This is a genomic window from Undibacterium sp. SXout20W (assembly GCF_049340285.1).
In the GTDB taxonomy this organism is placed as follows: Bacteria; Pseudomonadota; Gammaproteobacteria; order Burkholderiales; family Burkholderiaceae_D; genus Undibacterium.
On the sequence record NZ_JBMPPH010000010.1, the window covers coordinates 54662 to 71537 of the forward strand.

General features: G+C 44.6%; 11 protein-coding genes. 6 read left to right on the forward strand and 5 right to left on the reverse strand.

Annotated elements, in window-relative coordinates; genetic code table 11:
* Positions 1–38: 38 nt before the first annotated feature.
* Complete coding sequence (locus ACO0K1_RS07640) at positions 39–2027, reverse strand: ATP-binding protein (protein WP_423024355.1); 1989 nt, start codon at positions 2025–2027, stop codon at positions 39–41.
* Between the two features lie 152 nt (positions 2028–2179).
* Between ACO0K1_RS07640 and ACO0K1_RS07645 the strand changes: the two genes are divergently transcribed.
* The 3 genes from ACO0K1_RS07645 (at position 2180) to xerD (ending at position 5232) form a co-directional block, all read left to right on the forward strand.
* On the forward strand, positions 2180–3193 hold the full coding sequence (locus ACO0K1_RS07645; protein WP_423024357.1) for a TRAP transporter substrate-binding protein: 1014 nt from the start codon (positions 2180–2182) through the stop codon (positions 3191–3193).
* 570 nt (positions 3194–3763) lie between these two features.
* Complete coding sequence (locus ACO0K1_RS07650) at positions 3764–4261, forward strand: methylated-DNA--[protein]-cysteine S-methyltransferase (protein ID WP_423024359.1); 498 nt, start codon at positions 3764–3766, stop codon at positions 4259–4261.
* 20 nt (positions 4262–4281) lie between these two features.
* Positions 4282–5232 carry a site-specific tyrosine recombinase XerD gene (xerD, locus tag ACO0K1_RS07655; protein ID WP_423024361.1) on the forward strand — a complete coding sequence of 317 codons (951 nt, stop codon included), beginning with the start codon at positions 4282–4284 and terminating at the stop codon, positions 5230–5232.
* 71 nt (positions 5233–5303) lie between these two features.
* Here the strand turns inward: xerD and ACO0K1_RS07660 are convergent, their stop codons facing one another.
* Positions 5304–8189 carry a TonB-dependent receptor plug domain-containing protein gene (locus ACO0K1_RS07660; protein ID WP_423024363.1) on the reverse strand — a complete coding sequence of 962 codons (2886 nt, stop codon included), beginning with the start codon at positions 8187–8189 and terminating at the stop codon, positions 5304–5306.
* Between the two features lie 371 nt (positions 8190–8560).
* Between ACO0K1_RS07660 and ybaK the strand changes: the two genes are divergently transcribed.
* The 3 genes from ybaK to ACO0K1_RS07675 all read left to right on the forward strand — a co-directional run bounded on the left by ybaK (position 8561) and on the right by ACO0K1_RS07675 (position 10406).
* A complete protein-coding gene (ybaK, locus tag ACO0K1_RS07665) occupies positions 8561–9055 on the forward strand; it encodes a Cys-tRNA(Pro) deacylase (RefSeq protein ID WP_423024437.1) in 495 nt (164 codons plus the stop codon).
* 160 nt (positions 9056–9215) lie between these two features.
* Positions 9216–9821: a glycerol-3-phosphate 1-O-acyltransferase PlsY gene (plsY, locus tag ACO0K1_RS07670; protein WP_423024365.1), complete on the forward strand. Its 606-nt coding sequence runs from the start codon at positions 9216–9218 to the stop codon at positions 9819–9821.
* 126 nt (positions 9822–9947) lie between these two features.
* Positions 9948–10406 carry a cache domain-containing protein gene (locus ACO0K1_RS07675; protein WP_423024367.1) on the forward strand — a complete coding sequence of 153 codons (459 nt, stop codon included), beginning with the start codon at positions 9948–9950 and terminating at the stop codon, positions 10404–10406.
* 1 nt (position 10407) lies between these two features.
* Here ACO0K1_RS07675 and tsaD read toward each other — a convergent pair whose 3' ends face one another.
* The 3 genes from tsaD to ACO0K1_RS07690 form a co-directional block, all read right to left on the reverse strand.
* On the reverse strand, positions 10408–11436 hold the full coding sequence (tsaD, locus tag ACO0K1_RS07680; protein WP_423024369.1) for a tRNA (adenosine(37)-N6)-threonylcarbamoyltransferase complex transferase subunit TsaD: 1029 nt from the start codon (positions 11434–11436) through the stop codon (positions 10408–10410).
* 90 nt (positions 11437–11526) lie between these two features.
* Entirely contained in the window at positions 11527–14901 is a 3375-nt protein-coding gene (locus tag ACO0K1_RS07685; protein WP_423024371.1) for a PAS domain S-box protein, read from the reverse strand.
* Positions 14902–15248: 347 nt separating this feature from the next.
* A complete protein-coding gene (locus ACO0K1_RS07690; protein ID WP_423024373.1) occupies positions 15249–16829 on the reverse strand; it encodes a DUF3369 domain-containing protein in 1581 nt (526 codons plus the stop codon).
* Positions 16830–16876: the final 47 nt, after the last annotated feature.

Sequence of the window (16876 nt, forward strand, 5' to 3'; positions counted from 1 at the left end):
GGTGAAATAGGGACTACTTGATCAAATGCAATGCCACGTTAAGTCTCATGAAATACAGGTAAAACGAAGCGGAAGATAGTACCACCAGCAGGATTATTGCTGTGCGTAAGTTTACCACCATGAAACTCAATCGCGGTACGACAGATATTCAGACCCATGCCCATCCCAGACGCCTTAGTGGAAAAAAATGGGGAAAAGAGTTGTTCTGCAATCGCTTCCGAGATCCCGGTGCCGCGATCGGCGACTTCGACTACAACGTGATCATTGTCTTTATCCAGGCTGGCCTGTATCCGCAAATTGCGCTGACCAGACGGCGTTTCTTGCATGGCCTCAATGGCATTGCGGGTGAGATTTAATAATACTTGCTCAATTAGAACTTTATCGGCCAGCACCTTGGGCAGTTTTTTGCCAGGGAGCCATTGCAAGAAAGTATGGGATGCCTGACCTTGCAATTCTATGAGGGGCATGGTGTTTTGTATCAATTCAACAATATCCACTTGTTCTCGCGTCGCTTCGCGTTTTTTGACGAATTCATGCACGCTGCGAATAATCTGACCGGCACGTTGCGCTTGTGTATTGACCTTGGCTAATGCACCCAGCAAGAGATTTTTGTCCGCACTATCCGCCTCCAGAATATTCATCGCGCCAGTGGTATAGCTAGAAATGGCAGCCAGTGGTTGATTTAGTTCATGTGCCAGCATGGAGGCGATTTCACCCATGGTGGCCAAGCGTGCACTCGCATGCAATTTTTCCTCTTGCTGACGGGTTAATTCTTGCGCATGTTTGAGTTCAGAAATATCAAGAATCGAGCTCATCCAGCCAGTTTGCTGACCGGTTTCATCGATCAGCGCTGATTCATAAATCAGCACCGATATCTTGGTGCCGTTGGCGTGCTGGTATATCGTTTCGAAACCGTGTGATGGAACGGATCCGGCTAACAGCTCTGTAAAACGTTGTTTATATTCAGCAAACGCTTCAGGCGCCCAATAGGGCATTGGCGGTAAGCGCCCGATAATTTGTTCAGCAGGAAAGCCAACCATATTGCAGAAGGCTGGATTGACATAAGTGAGCCGGCCTTGCATATCGCGGGCGCGCAAACCTGTCACCAATGAATTCTCCATCGCCGTTCTGAAAATCACCTGTTGCCGCAAGGCGCCTTCCGTGGCCAGCCGCCGATTGATATCGCGCCACAGGGCGGCAAGACTCCAGATTAAGCCTAATGATAAAAGAATCACGACCGACACCAATAAGTTAGCCATTAATTTCGGCTCACTCTTATTGCTATTTGTGTGTAATACAAGCGGTAAGTCAGGCAAATCTAACGTTCGGTTATGCGTATAGACATTTTTACCCAGACCCGCAGACGCCCTTGTGGCGTAGATCTTATCGTCGATATCAACCAGCGAAATCTGATTGTCTTGTGCAAACCACCACGGCACCAATTCTTCTAAAATGCCATTCGCTCTATAGGTAATGATAATGCGCCCAAAATGCCTGCTGCCTTTAATTAGAGGAATCTGGCAATTGATGACATAGGAATTTTTTTCCGCCTTTGGAAACTCGTCATCGAGCGTAGGCGTAAAGCAGCGGGTCCGGATGTCAAATTCTAAAGCACCTGATTCCTGGTAAGGTAGGTCGGGCACATGCTTGCCAGAGGGGCCGTCATCCGTGCTCGCGGTGACTAGCTCATTTTTGTGATTAAACCAGGCGAGGCTGGAAATTTCGCGATTGCTATTACGTAGACGGTCGAAGCGTTCCATCACTGCTGCCGGCTTTAAACCTAAACCGATAATGTCTGCACCAATCTGGCGCAGCATTTCATCATTTCTATCGATTTGAAATTGAATCGCGTGCTCAACCCACAAAGTATCCGCGATCAGTTGTTCTTGATGATCGTTGGCTTCCATCCTTTTTGCTTGCAATGGTAGCCAGATGAGCGTGGCAAGAAATAAAGAAAGTAACAGGATCGGGATGATCCAGCGCCACTTTTCTTTTGACCAGGCTCGCGATTTATCAAAAATTTTCATGCCCTACAGTTTAATGTACAAGTGCTTTGTACACTAGTTGTAAAAACATGACGGCGAATCGCAATGCTTGTGGTTTTCCACACTTGATGGTTAAACTTTAAATCTGAATAATGAATCAGCCAATGTAATTGGCAATTACATTGGAGACAGTTGTGAAAATAAAAAACGCCTTACTTTGTTTCATCGCTACATGTGCCGTCACGACAGTGCCTCTTCAGGTACGTGCACAATCTCCCATCGTTATCAAATTTAGTCACGTCGTTGCGAGTGACACGCCAAAAGGTGAAGCAGCTCAACGTTTTAAAGAGTTGGCTGAAAAGGCGACTCAAGGTCGCGTCAAAATTGAGCTTTACCCGAACAGCAGTCTGTATAAAGATAAAGAAGAATTAGAGGCTTTACAATTGGGTGCAGTTCAAATGTTGGCGCCATCACTTGCCAAATTTGGGCCACTTGGCATTAAAGAATTTGAAGTTTTCGATGTGCCTTATATTTTTCCATCAAAGGAAGTGCTGTATAGCGTCACACAGGGTCCGATCGGTAGGGATTTACTCAAAAAACTAGAACCGAAAGGTATTATTGGTCTGGCATTTTGGGATAATGGTTTTAAAGATATGTCGGCAAATAAGCCTATTCACTTGCCTTCCGATATGAAGGGATTGAAGGTGCGTATTCAGTCCTCCAAAGTTCTCGATACACAAATGCGGACACTTGGCGCGATACCGCAAGTTTTGGCATTTTCGGAGGCGTATCCAGCGCTGCACAGCGGATTTGTTGACGGCACTGAAAATCCGCCATCTAACCTATATACGCAAAAAATGCATGAGGTGCAAAAGCATTTGACCCTAACTGGTCATGGTTACCTCGGCTACGCAGTCATCGTCAATAAAAAATTCTGGGATGGCTTGCCAGGAGATGTTCGTGGACAACTCACTCAGGCAATGGCGGAAGCCACCATTTATGCGAACACGATAGCGCAGCAAGAAAATGATAAGGCGCTGGCAGCTATCAAAAAATCCGGTAAAACCAAAATTTATGTGTTGAACGAGCAGGAAAAAAATATCTGGCGTAAAGCATTGTTACCAGTACAAAAAGAAGTCGAGCCGCGAATTGGCAAAGACTTGTTTGCCAGCATTAACAAAGAGGCTGCAAAATTTGGCAATCAATAAAAGCGGCTCAGTGACCTATTCTGTCGTGAATAAATATCAATGCTAAAACGATAATTTTATTTATTTTCCTTGCGTAAATAAAATTTACAGCGACGTTTTTTTTACGCTATTATTTCCATCGAGCAATTAAAGCATCGCTCATGATTTTAAGAAACCGTTTACCACATTTTCACACTTTGTAAATGTGTTTTACATATATGCAACAGATGCGTGGTTTTACGTAGCTTTTTTTTGTCACTGGTATTTGGTCATGCTATATTCTGGCCTAACTTGAAATATGCAGGTAACAGAATTAAAAGGCGGTAGTGCAAAAAAACGGTACTCATACCGTTCACTGAGGAGACGCGCGTTTTTAATACAAGCTGAGTTAATGTGATTACACAAAAACTAAACAGCCGAAAACGCGAGATATGTTTTAAGGGCGCATCTTTGGATGCGCCTTTTTTCTTTTTGGCAATTGTTTGAATTTTGTTCTTAAGCCAATTTGCCACATTTGCCACAGGCCTAACCAAACTCCCCAAAAATTGCGCCATCCGCTATGCTATGAGCTTTCAAGAACCAAGTTAAATCATGTCTGACCATGAATCGACCATTTTTTCAGCGATTTTGCATGCGCCTTTTGGTGCGATGGGCATTCGCGTAGAAGATCAACAGTTGGCTGAACTGGTCTATTTACCTCCCCGCTTCAAAGAAAAAGCGCCGTTGGATGGTGTCTCTGAGCAAGTGATGGAACAAATTTGCGCGTATTTTGATAACCCAGACTATCGATTTCAATTGCCAATGAAGCCGGTTGGCACGGCGTTTCAACATCGGGTTTGGCAAGCGATTTCTGCAGTACCGCGAGGCGAAGTAGCTACTTACGGCCAAATCGCCAGGCATATTCGTTCTGCGCCGAGGGCAGTCGGTCAGGCTTGCGGTGCAAACTGGTATCCATTGGTGATTCCTTGTCATCGTGTTACCGCCGCCGGAGGTTTAGGTGGATTTGCGCATCATGATGATGAAACTGGCTTCCATCTTGGGGTAAAACGTTGGTTGCTCGCACACGAGGGTGTTTCGGCTTATCGCTAAGATCGGACGGTTCAGCTATCATGCGCATCGCAAACAATACCTCGAAGAACCCGACCGAACTTCCTATCGTCTTGGCAGACGAGGTGGTTGCACAAATTGATCAGTTTTGCGACATTCTGTGGCTTGAAGATGGGCTTGCCAAAAACACAGTGGAAGCTTACCGCCGCGACATGCGTTTGTTTGCAGAATGGTTGCAAGCGACAAAATCCAAAGATTTATATCAGGTCGAACACCACGATATTAGCGACTATATTGCTGCCAAACATACAACGTCAAAAGCCACGTCGGCGAATCGGCGTTTGAGTGTTCTTAAACGGTTTTATTTGTTGGCATTGCGCCAAAATCTTGTCGCTCTTAATCCATGCAGCAAACTCAAATCCGCAAAACAAGCCGCCCGCTTGCCTAAGACACTCAGTGAAGCCCAAGTTGAATCCTTATTAAATGCGCCGGATGATAGTCCATTAGGTCTACGTGATCGGACGATGCTGGAATTGATCTATGCGTGTGGATTGCGGGTCTCCGAGCTCGTTAATTTAAAATCTATTGAAGTGGGATTGAATGAAGGCGTGCTAAGGGTAACCGGCAAAGGTGATAAAACCCGCTTGGTTCCATTCGGAGAGATTGCACGTATCTGGTTAGAGAAATATTTGAAAGAGGCGCGTCCGATCATTCTGCAAGGTCAAGTCGACGATGCGTTGTTCGTCACCGCAAGAGGCGGGGCGATGACGCGTCAAATGTTTTGGATACTAATCAAAAAGTATGCTGCGCAAGCGGGTATTACCAATCATTTATCCCCACATACTATGCGCCACGCGTTTGCCACCCATTTACTCAATCATGGCGCGGATTTGCGCGTTGTTCAGTTATTGTTAGGCCATGCTGATATTTCTACGACTCAAATCTATACCTACGTTGCTAAAGAGCGGCTCAAAAAACTCCATGCCGAACATCACCCCCGAGGTACTGCATAAAAAAACGCCCCGCAAAAATAATTGCGGGGCGTTTTTTGACCATCAGCAGAATCGATACAACTTCATGAAGATTAGCGGAATGTATATTTCGCTGAAACTCTGAAGTAACGACCAAGATTGTTGTGCAGATCAGCGTTATAGCCTTGCTGAACTGTTGTCGATGTATTACCTGCAGGATAGTAAGGTGCTTTGATATCAAAAATATTGGCTACATTGACACCGAGAACCAGGTTTTTAAAGCCTGAATAAGTATAACCAACATCTACAGTTGTCCAGGTTGGTACCTGGCAGTCAGGGTAGTAAGAGTTGTACTTCGGCACACCACCTAAGCTAGTTGCCGTGGATGGTTGACCTGAGCCATAGTGGCAGTATGGTGTTGGGTAGGTAGTCGCATTATCGTAGCGGCGCACTTCTGAGATGCTATCGATAAAACGTACCGACGCGACGACATTATGCGCATCTTTTTCCCAACTTGCAGATAACGTTGCACGCAAGCGTGGAATTGGACCCACGGATGTTGACCAATCGTTCAGGCCACCTGCCGTACCAACAGCATTACGTTCCACATCACCTGGTTGTTCCGCACGACGATACGAGATCAGATATGTCGTATTCAATGAGGTTTTCAGATTGCCATAATCACCCAGACTGCTACGTAATTTCATGTCAACGTCAACACCACTCGTTTCAGTACTACCTTGATTAACCCAAGGTGTTTTGACCGCTAACAATGGGCCTGTTCCAGCGATAGGGTTGCCATTGGCATCTTTTAATTGATTCAATGGGTTGGTATCACGAACGATATAATCCGCAGGATAGTTGCCTGGATGTTCCAGCAAGAAGGTTGCACTACTCAGACTGATTTCACCTTCTTTGCGAATCTTGAATACATCAACTGTGACATCAAAATTCTTTGTCGGAGAAAAAACAAGACCTAAAGAATAGCTTTTTGATGTTTCAGGTTTCAGATCAGGATTTGCACCACCGACACCGGAAATACTTTTCGCGCAGTCAGACGTGTCCGCACCAGGGGCAGGATTCACACCGTTCGGGCAGCGAATTGGATCAACCGTACCATTTAGAAAGAACTGTGCGCCGCCCGCAGCGATTTGGGACACCGCTGGAGCACGGAAACCTTCGGAATACGAACCACGGAATGCCAAACTATCGTTGACCGTCCACTTAGCGCCAACTTTTGGTACAAAATTGGCTTTAAGATTTGGATATTTATCAAGACGACCAGCAAAGTCCATCTCGAAATTTTTCAAGAATGGCGTGCGTAATTCAACGAATGCAGAAGAAACATTGCGTTTCGCATCGATAGCCGTTGTTGCCAAACCAAGAATATCGCCGTTTGCATTTGCTGCATCCGGAGCAATCGTTAATTTTTCCTGACGGAATTCAACGCCTGAAGCGAAACCAATTGCACCACCTGCTAATGAACCAAATTCCGTACTAGCCTTGGCATCCCACTGCGTAATTTGTGCCACGCCATTGTTAGTCAAATCACGTGTAATGCTAGGATCTGCTGCGATCGATGCTAAAGAGCGATTTTGATTAATCAGCTTGTTTAAAGTCGGGATATACAAGAATCCATAAGCAGTTTCAATTCGCTTGGAGCGATTCCACAGCAGGCCAGTTTCCCAGTCCCACCCAGCATTCGTGCCGCGGAAACCACCGAGCAGACGTGCATTTTGGTTTTCAAGATCCGTGCCTGTTTTTAAGTTCTCAAAACGATAGCCTACAGCTGCGCGGGCATCTGAGAATGGATTATCCGGATGTCCGATTGGTAAAATTGCCTGGAATGGTGTCGCCAGACCGCCAACTAAAAAGTTAGTTGTTGGAGATGTGCCCAGAATGGTACGGGCAGGTGCGCGATAGACACGTTTTGAATCTGTCAAAGCCACTTCACCGAAAGCACTGAGATTTTCGTTGATTTTCAGATTGCCAACAGACATCAAATTGACATCGTCGGATTTGCCTTGAACGTCAACAAACTGGTCCGTGTCATAGTTACAGAATTTCCGGCCTAACAGCAAGCCGCTGGTAATGCCATATTGCGGGCCGCCTACAAGCTGGCGTGATGGATCGCAATTCAATTGATTTACGGCGTTAGGACCGCTGGTGTAAAACGATTTTGAATTGGGTGTTTTTTCTCTGAAGAAAAACGCTTGATTTGAAATGTAACTGTTATAAGGATTCAGACGATAGTTCATGTCGGCGTACTGCGCTGCTTGAACACCATTTGATCCTTGACGTTCTGTCGTCGCTTGCTTGGAGGAGTAATCCAAAGCAAACAAAACGTTCCAGCCATCTGTAGTTAAATCACCAAAGCCGATTGCGCCATTCGCATTTTGGCGACGGAATTGGTTATCACCATTGGCGCTGGCATTGATTGTTACTTCGCCACCTTGATAGTCACGTTTTGTGATGAAGTTGATGACGCCGGCAATTGCGTCAGAACCATAAACGGCTGAGGCACCGTCTTTAAAAATTTCTACACGATCCAGTGCAGATAATGGAATGCTGTTGAGATCGTATAGCGTGGATTGTCCATTGTTCGGATTCGCATATGCTGATGGCGTCATGCGGCGACCGTTCAGCAGAATCAGTGTGGATGTCGAGCCCAAACCGCGCAACGATGCTGTCGCAACACCTTTTGAGAATCCGTTTTGATCTGGCGTATCGTTATAGCCACCAACACCCATCGATGGAACCTGTTTCAGCAATTCGAGCACAGTTGTGGCACCGCTATCACGGATATCCTTGGCTGTGATTGTTTGAATTGGGGACGTACCTTCTTTATCGGCACGCTTGATATTTGAACCGGTAACTTCAACTTTTTGAATCTTTAATTCACTTGTTTCCTGAGCAAAACTGGCAACGCACAGCGTACTTGCAAGTACGCTTAAAGCGAGTTTTACGGAAGTAACTACCGTTTTTTCTCTTAATACCATTGCAACTTCTCCAAAGAAATAACTTATTTTTATTAAATGCACCGAAGATTGTTCGAACCACTTTGGTTCGTGCGCGGTGCCGTCAACGGGCCTTCATACATTGAACTCGATGTAGCATTGGTTTACGTAGTGATACATAAAATCGAGTTGAGTTACATTATGCCCATAAAGTGTATCCGCTGAAACATTAAGTTACCAATTGAGATTTATTTGTTGCATTCTTGTGACACGTAAAGGAAATAAATTTTCATTTTTCATTTTATTTTTTTGCCGTCGCGGGTCAACATTTAACGTCAAATGAGCAAAAAATCTCTGTTGTAGTATCAGTGAAGCTATAATTCACCTCTGTTTTTTCAGCTTGACGAGAATAAATTTTGGCAAAAAAAGAGCACGTATCCGAGACACCAGCAACGCAATTGTTAAGGAAAAACAAGATCGATTTTTCTGAGCATCCGTATGCCTACGAAGATCATGGCGGAACTTCAGTATCTGCACGTGAATTGGGGGTAGATGAGCATGCTGTCATTAAGACGCTGGTTATGCAGGACGAGGCAGCAAAACCGCTCATCGTCCTCATGCATGGTGATCGTAAAGTCTCGACCAAGAATCTGGCACGGCAAATTTCGTGCAAATCAGTTGAGCCATGTAAACCAGAGATTGCACAAAAACATTCCGGCTTTTTGGTCGGCGGCACTTCGCCTTTTGGTACAAAAAAAGCGATGCCAGTTTATGTCGAGCGTACGGTGTTAGATCTGCCAAAAATTTATATCAATGGCGGACGCCGCGGATACTTGATCGGTATTTCACCGGCTGTATTAGTTTCCTTGTTGCAAGCTAAAGCAGTCGAGTGCGCCATCGAAGAGTGAGTGTTGGCGACGCATGGTTCACCCGTTATATATATTGTCGTAAAAAATAAAAAATCACGGAGTATGTGATTAAATAGCCTTATTCTCAATGCAGTGAATGAGGTATTTAAAATTACTGGAGGGGAGTATCTTTCTTCTTCATGCTTAATCAAGGAAAAAAATGAATACTATTCTGGCAGCAGTAGTGGCTTATTTAATAGGGTCAGTCTCTTTTGCAGTGGTGGTGAGTAAGTTATTTGGTTTATCTGATCCCCGGACTTACGGCTCTAAAAATCCTGGTGCAACCAATGTTTTGCGCAGTGGAAATAAAGCAGCGGCGGTGTTGACTTTATTGGGCGATGCAGTCAAAGGGTGGTTTGCGGTGTGGTTGGCGACAAAATATGCAACGCAGTTTAATCTTGATGACGGCAGTATCGCAGCGGTTGCAATTGCTGTTTTTCTTGGTCACTTATGGCCGATATTTTTTAAGTTTGTAGGCGGAAAAGGAGTCGCAACAGCCGCTGGCGTCTTGATCGGTTTGAATCCTTGGCTTGGTGTCGCGACGTTAGTGACTTGGGTTGTGATCGCTTATGCGTTTCGCTATTCGTCACTGGCGGCGCTGATTGCAGCGATTTTCGCCCCTTTATATTACGGTCTTTTGTTTGGTCCAGATGTGAAATTGCTGGCGGTATTTATCATGAGTTGTTTACTGATCTATCGCCATCGTCAAAATATTACTAATTTGATGGCAGGAAAAGAAAGCCGTCTCGGTAGTAAAAAGAAATAAATCGAGATAAAAATCTTTGGATTGAATATTTTATTAAATAAGACCTGTTAATATTTTTATTTCTTACTATCATGAAATTGTAGAGATGCAATTTTAATATTCCGACTTCCGACAGAGGAAAATTTCATGATAGCCAACCTGAAATACGTTCTAGTCGTTTTAATTTTTGGCGTCAGTTTTTCGGCACTTTCAGCGGAGCAAGGTAATGCGGAAGAGGCTAAGGCATTGGTACTAAAAGCCATTGACTCAATGAAAAAACATGGTATTGATCAGACAATTGTCGATATCAATAACAAAGATGGTGGCTATCGAGATCGCGATTTATATGTTGTTGTTTATGATTTGAACGCTAAAAACCTGGCGCAGATCAATCCGAAAATGATCGGTAAAAACATGATGGAATTGCGAGACGCTGATGGTAAATATTTCATCGAGGAGCGTCTCGAAATCGCCAATAAAAAAGGAAGCGGCTGGCAGGATTACAAGTTTGTAAACCCGCTGACTAAACAGATAGAACCGAAATCAATGTATATCGAAAAGTATGAAACAGTCATCGTTGGTTGTGGCTTTTATAAGAAAGACTAAACTAGGCTGACGTCAATTCATGCAAGGGCCAACGAGGTCTCACATTGAACGCATATTCTCGTGTTGCTAACGCGGGATTTTTTTTGAGTCTCAGGGCGCCGGCAAAGGCAATCATGGCACCGTTATCGGTACAGAATTCAAGTTCAGGGTAGAAAACCTGAAAGCGCTTTTTTGCCGCCGCAGCATTTAAAGCATGGCGCAGTTGTCGATTAGCACCAACACCACCAGCAATGACCAGGCGTTTTAATCCACTTTGCTTGATTGCCGTGACGCATTTGGCAACTAAGACATCAACAATGGCATCGACAAAACCACGCGCTACGTTGGCTTTGTCTGCCTCGCTCATTTCTGTAGGATATTTTTTAACTGCAGTCAGTACGGCGGTTTTTAATCCCGAAAAGCTAAAATTAAAATCTTTGGAATGCAACATCGGCCTTGGGAATTGGTGAACCGTTGGGTCTCCCGACTCTGCCAGTAAGGAGATTGCTGGCCCGCCGGGGTAGGCGAGACCTAACAATTTAGCCGATTTATCAAAGGCTTCACCGGCGGCATCATCCAGCGTTTCGCCTAACAATTGGTACTGTCCGACACCATCAACGCGCATCAATTGTGTGTGACCGCCGGAAACTAACAAGGCAATAAACGGAAATTCAGGCGGCTGACTCGCCAATAGCGGAGACAATAAGTGGCCTTCAAGATGATGTACTCCAAGGATTGGTTTGTCGAGCGCTACGCCCAGCCCACAGGCAAATGAGGCTCCAACTAGCAAGGCGCCAGCGAGTCCTGGTCCCTGTGTGTAGGCAATTGCATCAATATCGTGTTTTTGAATGGCGGCTTTCGCTATTACTTCATGCAACAACGGCAAGGTACGGCGAATATGGTCGCGCGAAGCCAGTTCAGGCACAACGCCGCCATACTCCTGATGCATTGCGATTTGTGAATGCAAGGCGTGGGCTAATAAGCCGCGCTCTGTGTCATATAAGGCTAGCCCTGTTTCGTCACAGGAAGATTCAACGCCAAGAACTATCATGAAGCTACTTTTTGAAAAGAGGGGGGAGCACAGTGAGCCTGTGCAATCGAAGTAGTGATTATAACTTTCTTGGCGAATCCACGGAAAGTTCTATGCACCACTGACGATAGGCAGCTCGACATAAAAATGTGCGCCATATCCGGTAACAGAGTCAAAGCCTATTTTCCCGCCCATGCTTTCGACTAATTCTCTGGAAATGGCAAGGCCCAGCCCGGTTCCCCCTTTTTCACGCGTATCGGAGGAATCGGCTTGTGCAAATTTTTGAAAAATCCGATCACGGAACTCGCTTGGTATACCTTTTCCGTGATCACTTACGCTGATGCGAACGTGGCCATGTTTAATGGTGGTCGCAATGTCAACAGTCTCATTGACGGGTGAATATTTGATCGCGTTTGAAAGCAAATTTGAAATTACTTGCATGAAGCGTTGACTATCGATCAAAATCTTTACGTCTGGCAAGGGTTGTTGCAAATGAAGGAGCACTTTTCTTTGCGCACCAAAGGTGGTATTCGTATCAATTGCCTGACTTAACATGGGAGCCAGCGCATATTCTTGCATGTCAAAGTGCATTTTCCCTGCACTCAGTTTTTCCATATCCAACAAGTCGTTGATCAGGAATGTCAGACGCTGACTGTTTTTGCTAGCGATATTCAGTAGTGGGGTCAGACTTTCGGGTAAGGTTCCAGTGGCGCCACCTAAGATCAATCCCAATGCGCCAGAGATCGATGTTAATGGTGTGCGCAGCTCATGACTGACCGTTGAAATGAATTCATTTTTAATATGTTCGAGACGTTTTCTTTCTGTAATATCGCGCACCAAACCAATATACAAAGCCCGTCCCTGGCGTTTGACCGCAGAGACGGATAGGTCAATAGGGAATACGCTCCCATCTTTGCGTCGCGCCTCTACTTCTTGTGCGGCACCAATCAGATTCGAGATATTGTCTGCTCTGAAAGGGAAACGAGATTGATCGCGCCTATCGTCGAGATCACTTTTATCATTGATAGGTAACAAGATACTAAAGTGCTTTCCGATTAACTCGTCTTTGTGATAACCGAAGATATTTGCAGCAGCGAAGTTAAAGGCATCGATAAAGCCCAGATGATTTACCGTGATGATGCCGTCAAGCACATTGTCGATGATGGCTTGGGTATGAGCGGCTTGATCACGTAAAGCTTGCGCGTTCATTTTGCTATCGGTCACATCCTGGAGCGTGCCGTAAATGCCGCAGATTTCGCCTTCTTTAATTTGTGGTAATCCAATAATCCTGATCCAGCGTTCGTTTTTCTTGGCTGTGATAATTTTAAATTCTGCATCGAAGCGTGTTCCTTTTGTTCCAGCCTCAGTGAGCAAGTGATGAATGTGTTCGCGACTGTCTTTGCCTTTATAAAAGGCGAGTGCCTGATCAGTATTGCATTGAAAATTCACGTCGACTTCATGAATTTGTTTTGTTACCGAACTCCAATTGATTTGTCTGCTAACGAGATCGTATTCCCATGTACCGATGCGAGCAGCAGCATTAGATTGTTCAAGCAGTTCATAGGCGTGCGCCAGCTTTTCTTCCGCGATTCGTTCTTGAGTGACGTCCTGGTGACTTCCGGACATCACGAGAGGCTGTCCATTTTCATCCCAACTGACGACACAACCGCGATCTCTGATCCACACCCAGTAACCGTCTTTATGCCGCATGCGACTGGTCAGATCAAAATACGGCAATTCGCCGTTGAAATGACGTTCAATCAGTTCAGCAGAAATCTTTGCGTCTTCTGGGTGGCATAGTTCGAGCCAGGTTTGCACCGTTGTAGGACTTAGCTCAGCCAGGGTATAGCCCAACATGCCAGCCCAGCGTTCGTTAAAAATCGTCATACCAGAGGGAATGTGGCATTCCCATGTACCGATATTTGTACCCTCAATAATATTGGCGAGCCTTTGTTCACTCTGCGCATGTTGGCGCTGAATTCTGGCTGCATTGACCAACTGACCTATCGTAATTGTGACCGGTTGAAGAAAATCAACCGTCAATTTATCGTACATAGTCGGGCTATTTGCAATACCCAACATAGCAACGACCTCGCCATCGTATTCGATTGGAATGGCAAGAAAGTGTCTTAGAGGAGGGTGATTTTTGGGTAAATCACCGACCTCGCGCTCAAACGATAAATTATTAGATATGACAGGTATTTTTGTATCGAGTCTGGGATCAAATAATAAATCGAGGTTCTCGAACTCGATCCCTTGCTGAACGGCTTTTTTGTTCACTTCTATCGTTTGTTCATCCCATCCTAAATCACGAATGGAACACACTTTCAAATAGGGAATTCCATTGCGATTACGGATGACCTCGCAAATAAATCCATACTCACTCTGTGTAAGACGCAAACTATTACTTAGTAAAGTATCAAAGCCCTTACCGCGATCTTTACCCTTGATAAATTGGGCTTGCGCTTTTGCTACAGCGTCATTCAATTGTTGCTGTCTTTGTATTGATTGATTTAGTTGTTGTCGTTTTATCGTGCTGTTGACCCAATCGCCCAAGACATTCACGAATTCAATTTCAACGTCGCTAAATTCATTTGTCCGAACTTGCGGGTCGGAAAACCCCAACGTTCCGAAACGTTTTCCTTCTACAAATAAAGGAATTCCGATATAGGATTCCTGTTTGAATAGTTGATAGCTCGGATGAGAACTAAAGCTGCTTTGACTAAGATTTGCTGCGTAGATGACGTCATGTTCGGTATTGACGAAGTCGGAAAAAGTACTTTCTTTCAGATATCGTTGTCCCTCTCTGACATTACCAGATGTAGAGTAACAAACTTGAATGACACTTTCGTTTTCTTGAATCTGAGAAATGACGCCAGTTGATACCTGCAAATATTGACAACCCAGTGCAAGTGTTTCGCGCAATAAAATTTGTGGATCTTGAAACGTTAATGAAGTAATTCTGGTCAACGTTAGCAGCGCATTGTGTTGCCTCACAGATTGCGCGTTCCCAATTTCGTGTTCCATGCAATCAGCAAGATTGCGCAAAATTTGCAACTCATCATCGGTCAGCGTTCTTGGATCGGGATCAATGAGGCATAGCGTTCCAATTCGTTGCCCATTTTTTGCGTGAAGTGGTGCACCCGCATAAAAACGAATGTTTGGAGCATCGGTGACAAGTGGATTATCGAAAAAACGTAGGTCGCAGCTTGCGTCAGGCACGTGCAATATCTCTTCCGATAAAATTGCATGACCGCAAAATGAGATATTTCTACAGGTTTCTGTTGCTGGCAAACCTTGGTTTGATTTGAACCATTGGCGATTTTCATCGATCAGCGACATCAGCACGATTTTCGTCTTGAAGATTTGTTTTGCCAGCAGGGTAATTCTGTCAAAGCGCTCTTCTGGCGGCGTGTCAAGGAGGCCGCATTCTTGAAGGGTTATTAATCGAAAATTTTCGTCGTCTGGGCGCCGTGGCGATTGCATAGAAAATAGTTGTTAGTGAAAAAGACAAACTACATGAATCAAAAAATTGCAGTACGCATAAAAAGTGCGACGCCTGTTGATGGATGCGAGAATATCACTGTGGACATTCTTCGTCATCAGAACCATTTTAAATGATAAATAGCGAGGTGTACGTTAAAACTCAAGTGTACTATTTTTATTCAGACAGGGCTTTATCAATCCGAATTTATATTTTTGAATTTCTGAATTGAAATTTCTGAATTTAAATTTCTATGCTGAAATTTCTATGTTGAAATTTCTGCGTTTGAATTTTCTACATTGAAATTTAGGTTGTCGAATTAGGCGTTTAACATTAATCTTTCGATTATTTAATGACCTTCAGAAATAATCCAATCTGGATTTTTTGTTTTGATGAAATTGACAATTGCCCAGACGACATCAGGGTCAAATTGTTTTCCGCTTCGTTCCTCAAGATACGCGATGACGTCGTCCAAAGGCCAAGCTTGCTTGTATGGACGCGCATGTAGCAAAGCATCAAAGACATCGACAACTGCGACGATACGTGCAGCAAAAGGAATTTCGGCGCCTTTCAAGCGGCGTGGATAACCGCTGCCATCGTAATGTTCATGATGGCTTCCTGCAATTTGCGCGCCAATGCTCAGGCTGCTTTCACCTTCTACCATCCTGGCTGCACGAGCAAGAACTGTCTCACCTATCTGCGCATGTCCTTCCATGATGGTTCGTTCTTCTGGGGTATGTTTGCCAGGTTTGAGAAGAACATTATCAGGAATGCCGACTTTACCAACGTCATGCAAAATACTTGCGATGCCAACAAATGCCAAAAAATTGGCATCGACTTCAGGGGGTAATTTATTTGCCGCTTTTAGTTCCATGGCAATTGCATCAGTCAATCGACAAACTCGACGTACATGACCACCTGTCGTCGCATCGCGTGATTCAGCCAGATCGGCAAGTACGACCACAGTGGCTTCTTGCGTTGCTTTTAGTAGCTCAAACATATGCAAGTTATCAAACGCTGCCGCGATCCTGTCGCAAAATATATTCAACAAGCTAATCTCCAGCTTGTTTAAAGGCCATAAGGGTTTGAAAGCCACTGCGAACTGGTGGCCATGTGCTGCTTGTATTAACAGTACATCAAGTTCATCAGAGAAAAGGCTTTTTTTCTCTTCGAATGCTTGCAGGATATTTGCCGTCCATGGATGTTCAGCACGCAAGGTTTTTTGACTTAACAGTTCTGTTGATTTGCCGGTTGTTGCGATTACTAAAGGCAGACGAATGTCATTGTCCGGGGATGATCCCATTACGCACAAGACGCCATCAGTGCCAAAATTAAGAATTGCGCTGATTTGTGTCAGAACGCCTGAAGCTAATTCTTTCAGCGAATCGAGTTGGTATAAATTGCTGGCGGCTTCCAGAATTTTATCGAGTCCACGACGGTTTGTTTCTATCGTCTTCAATCCTTCGTACGCTCGAAGTGAAGAAATGACGGTCGTAAACATTTTTTGTGCTGTCAGTTCGGTTTTGAGTTTGTAATCGTTGATATCGTAATCAACAATCACACTTTGTTCTGGCGCTTGTCCAGGTTGTCCGGTGCGCAAAATAATTCGCACCAAGTCATTGTGTAATTCTTCGCGGATTCTCTTTGCTAGTAGGAGTCCTGCATCCTCGGTTTCCATAACAACATCAAGCAAAATCATGCCGATGTTGTCTTCTTTGACGAGTAAGTCGTAGGCTTCAATACCAGAATACGCCGACAGTATTTCTAATTCGCGGCCTTTGTAAGTTAGCTTGTTGAGTGCCAAGCGCGTTACGGCATGGATATCTGGTTCATCATCGACAATGAGAATTCGCCAATAATCTGACGATCTTTTGTTTTCTGCGGGCTCATCTTCCTCCAGCCATTTTTCTTCGTCGATGATGTCTGTCATGATAAATCCTTAATAATCCATTAAGCTCTATCCGAAGATTTTCTTCA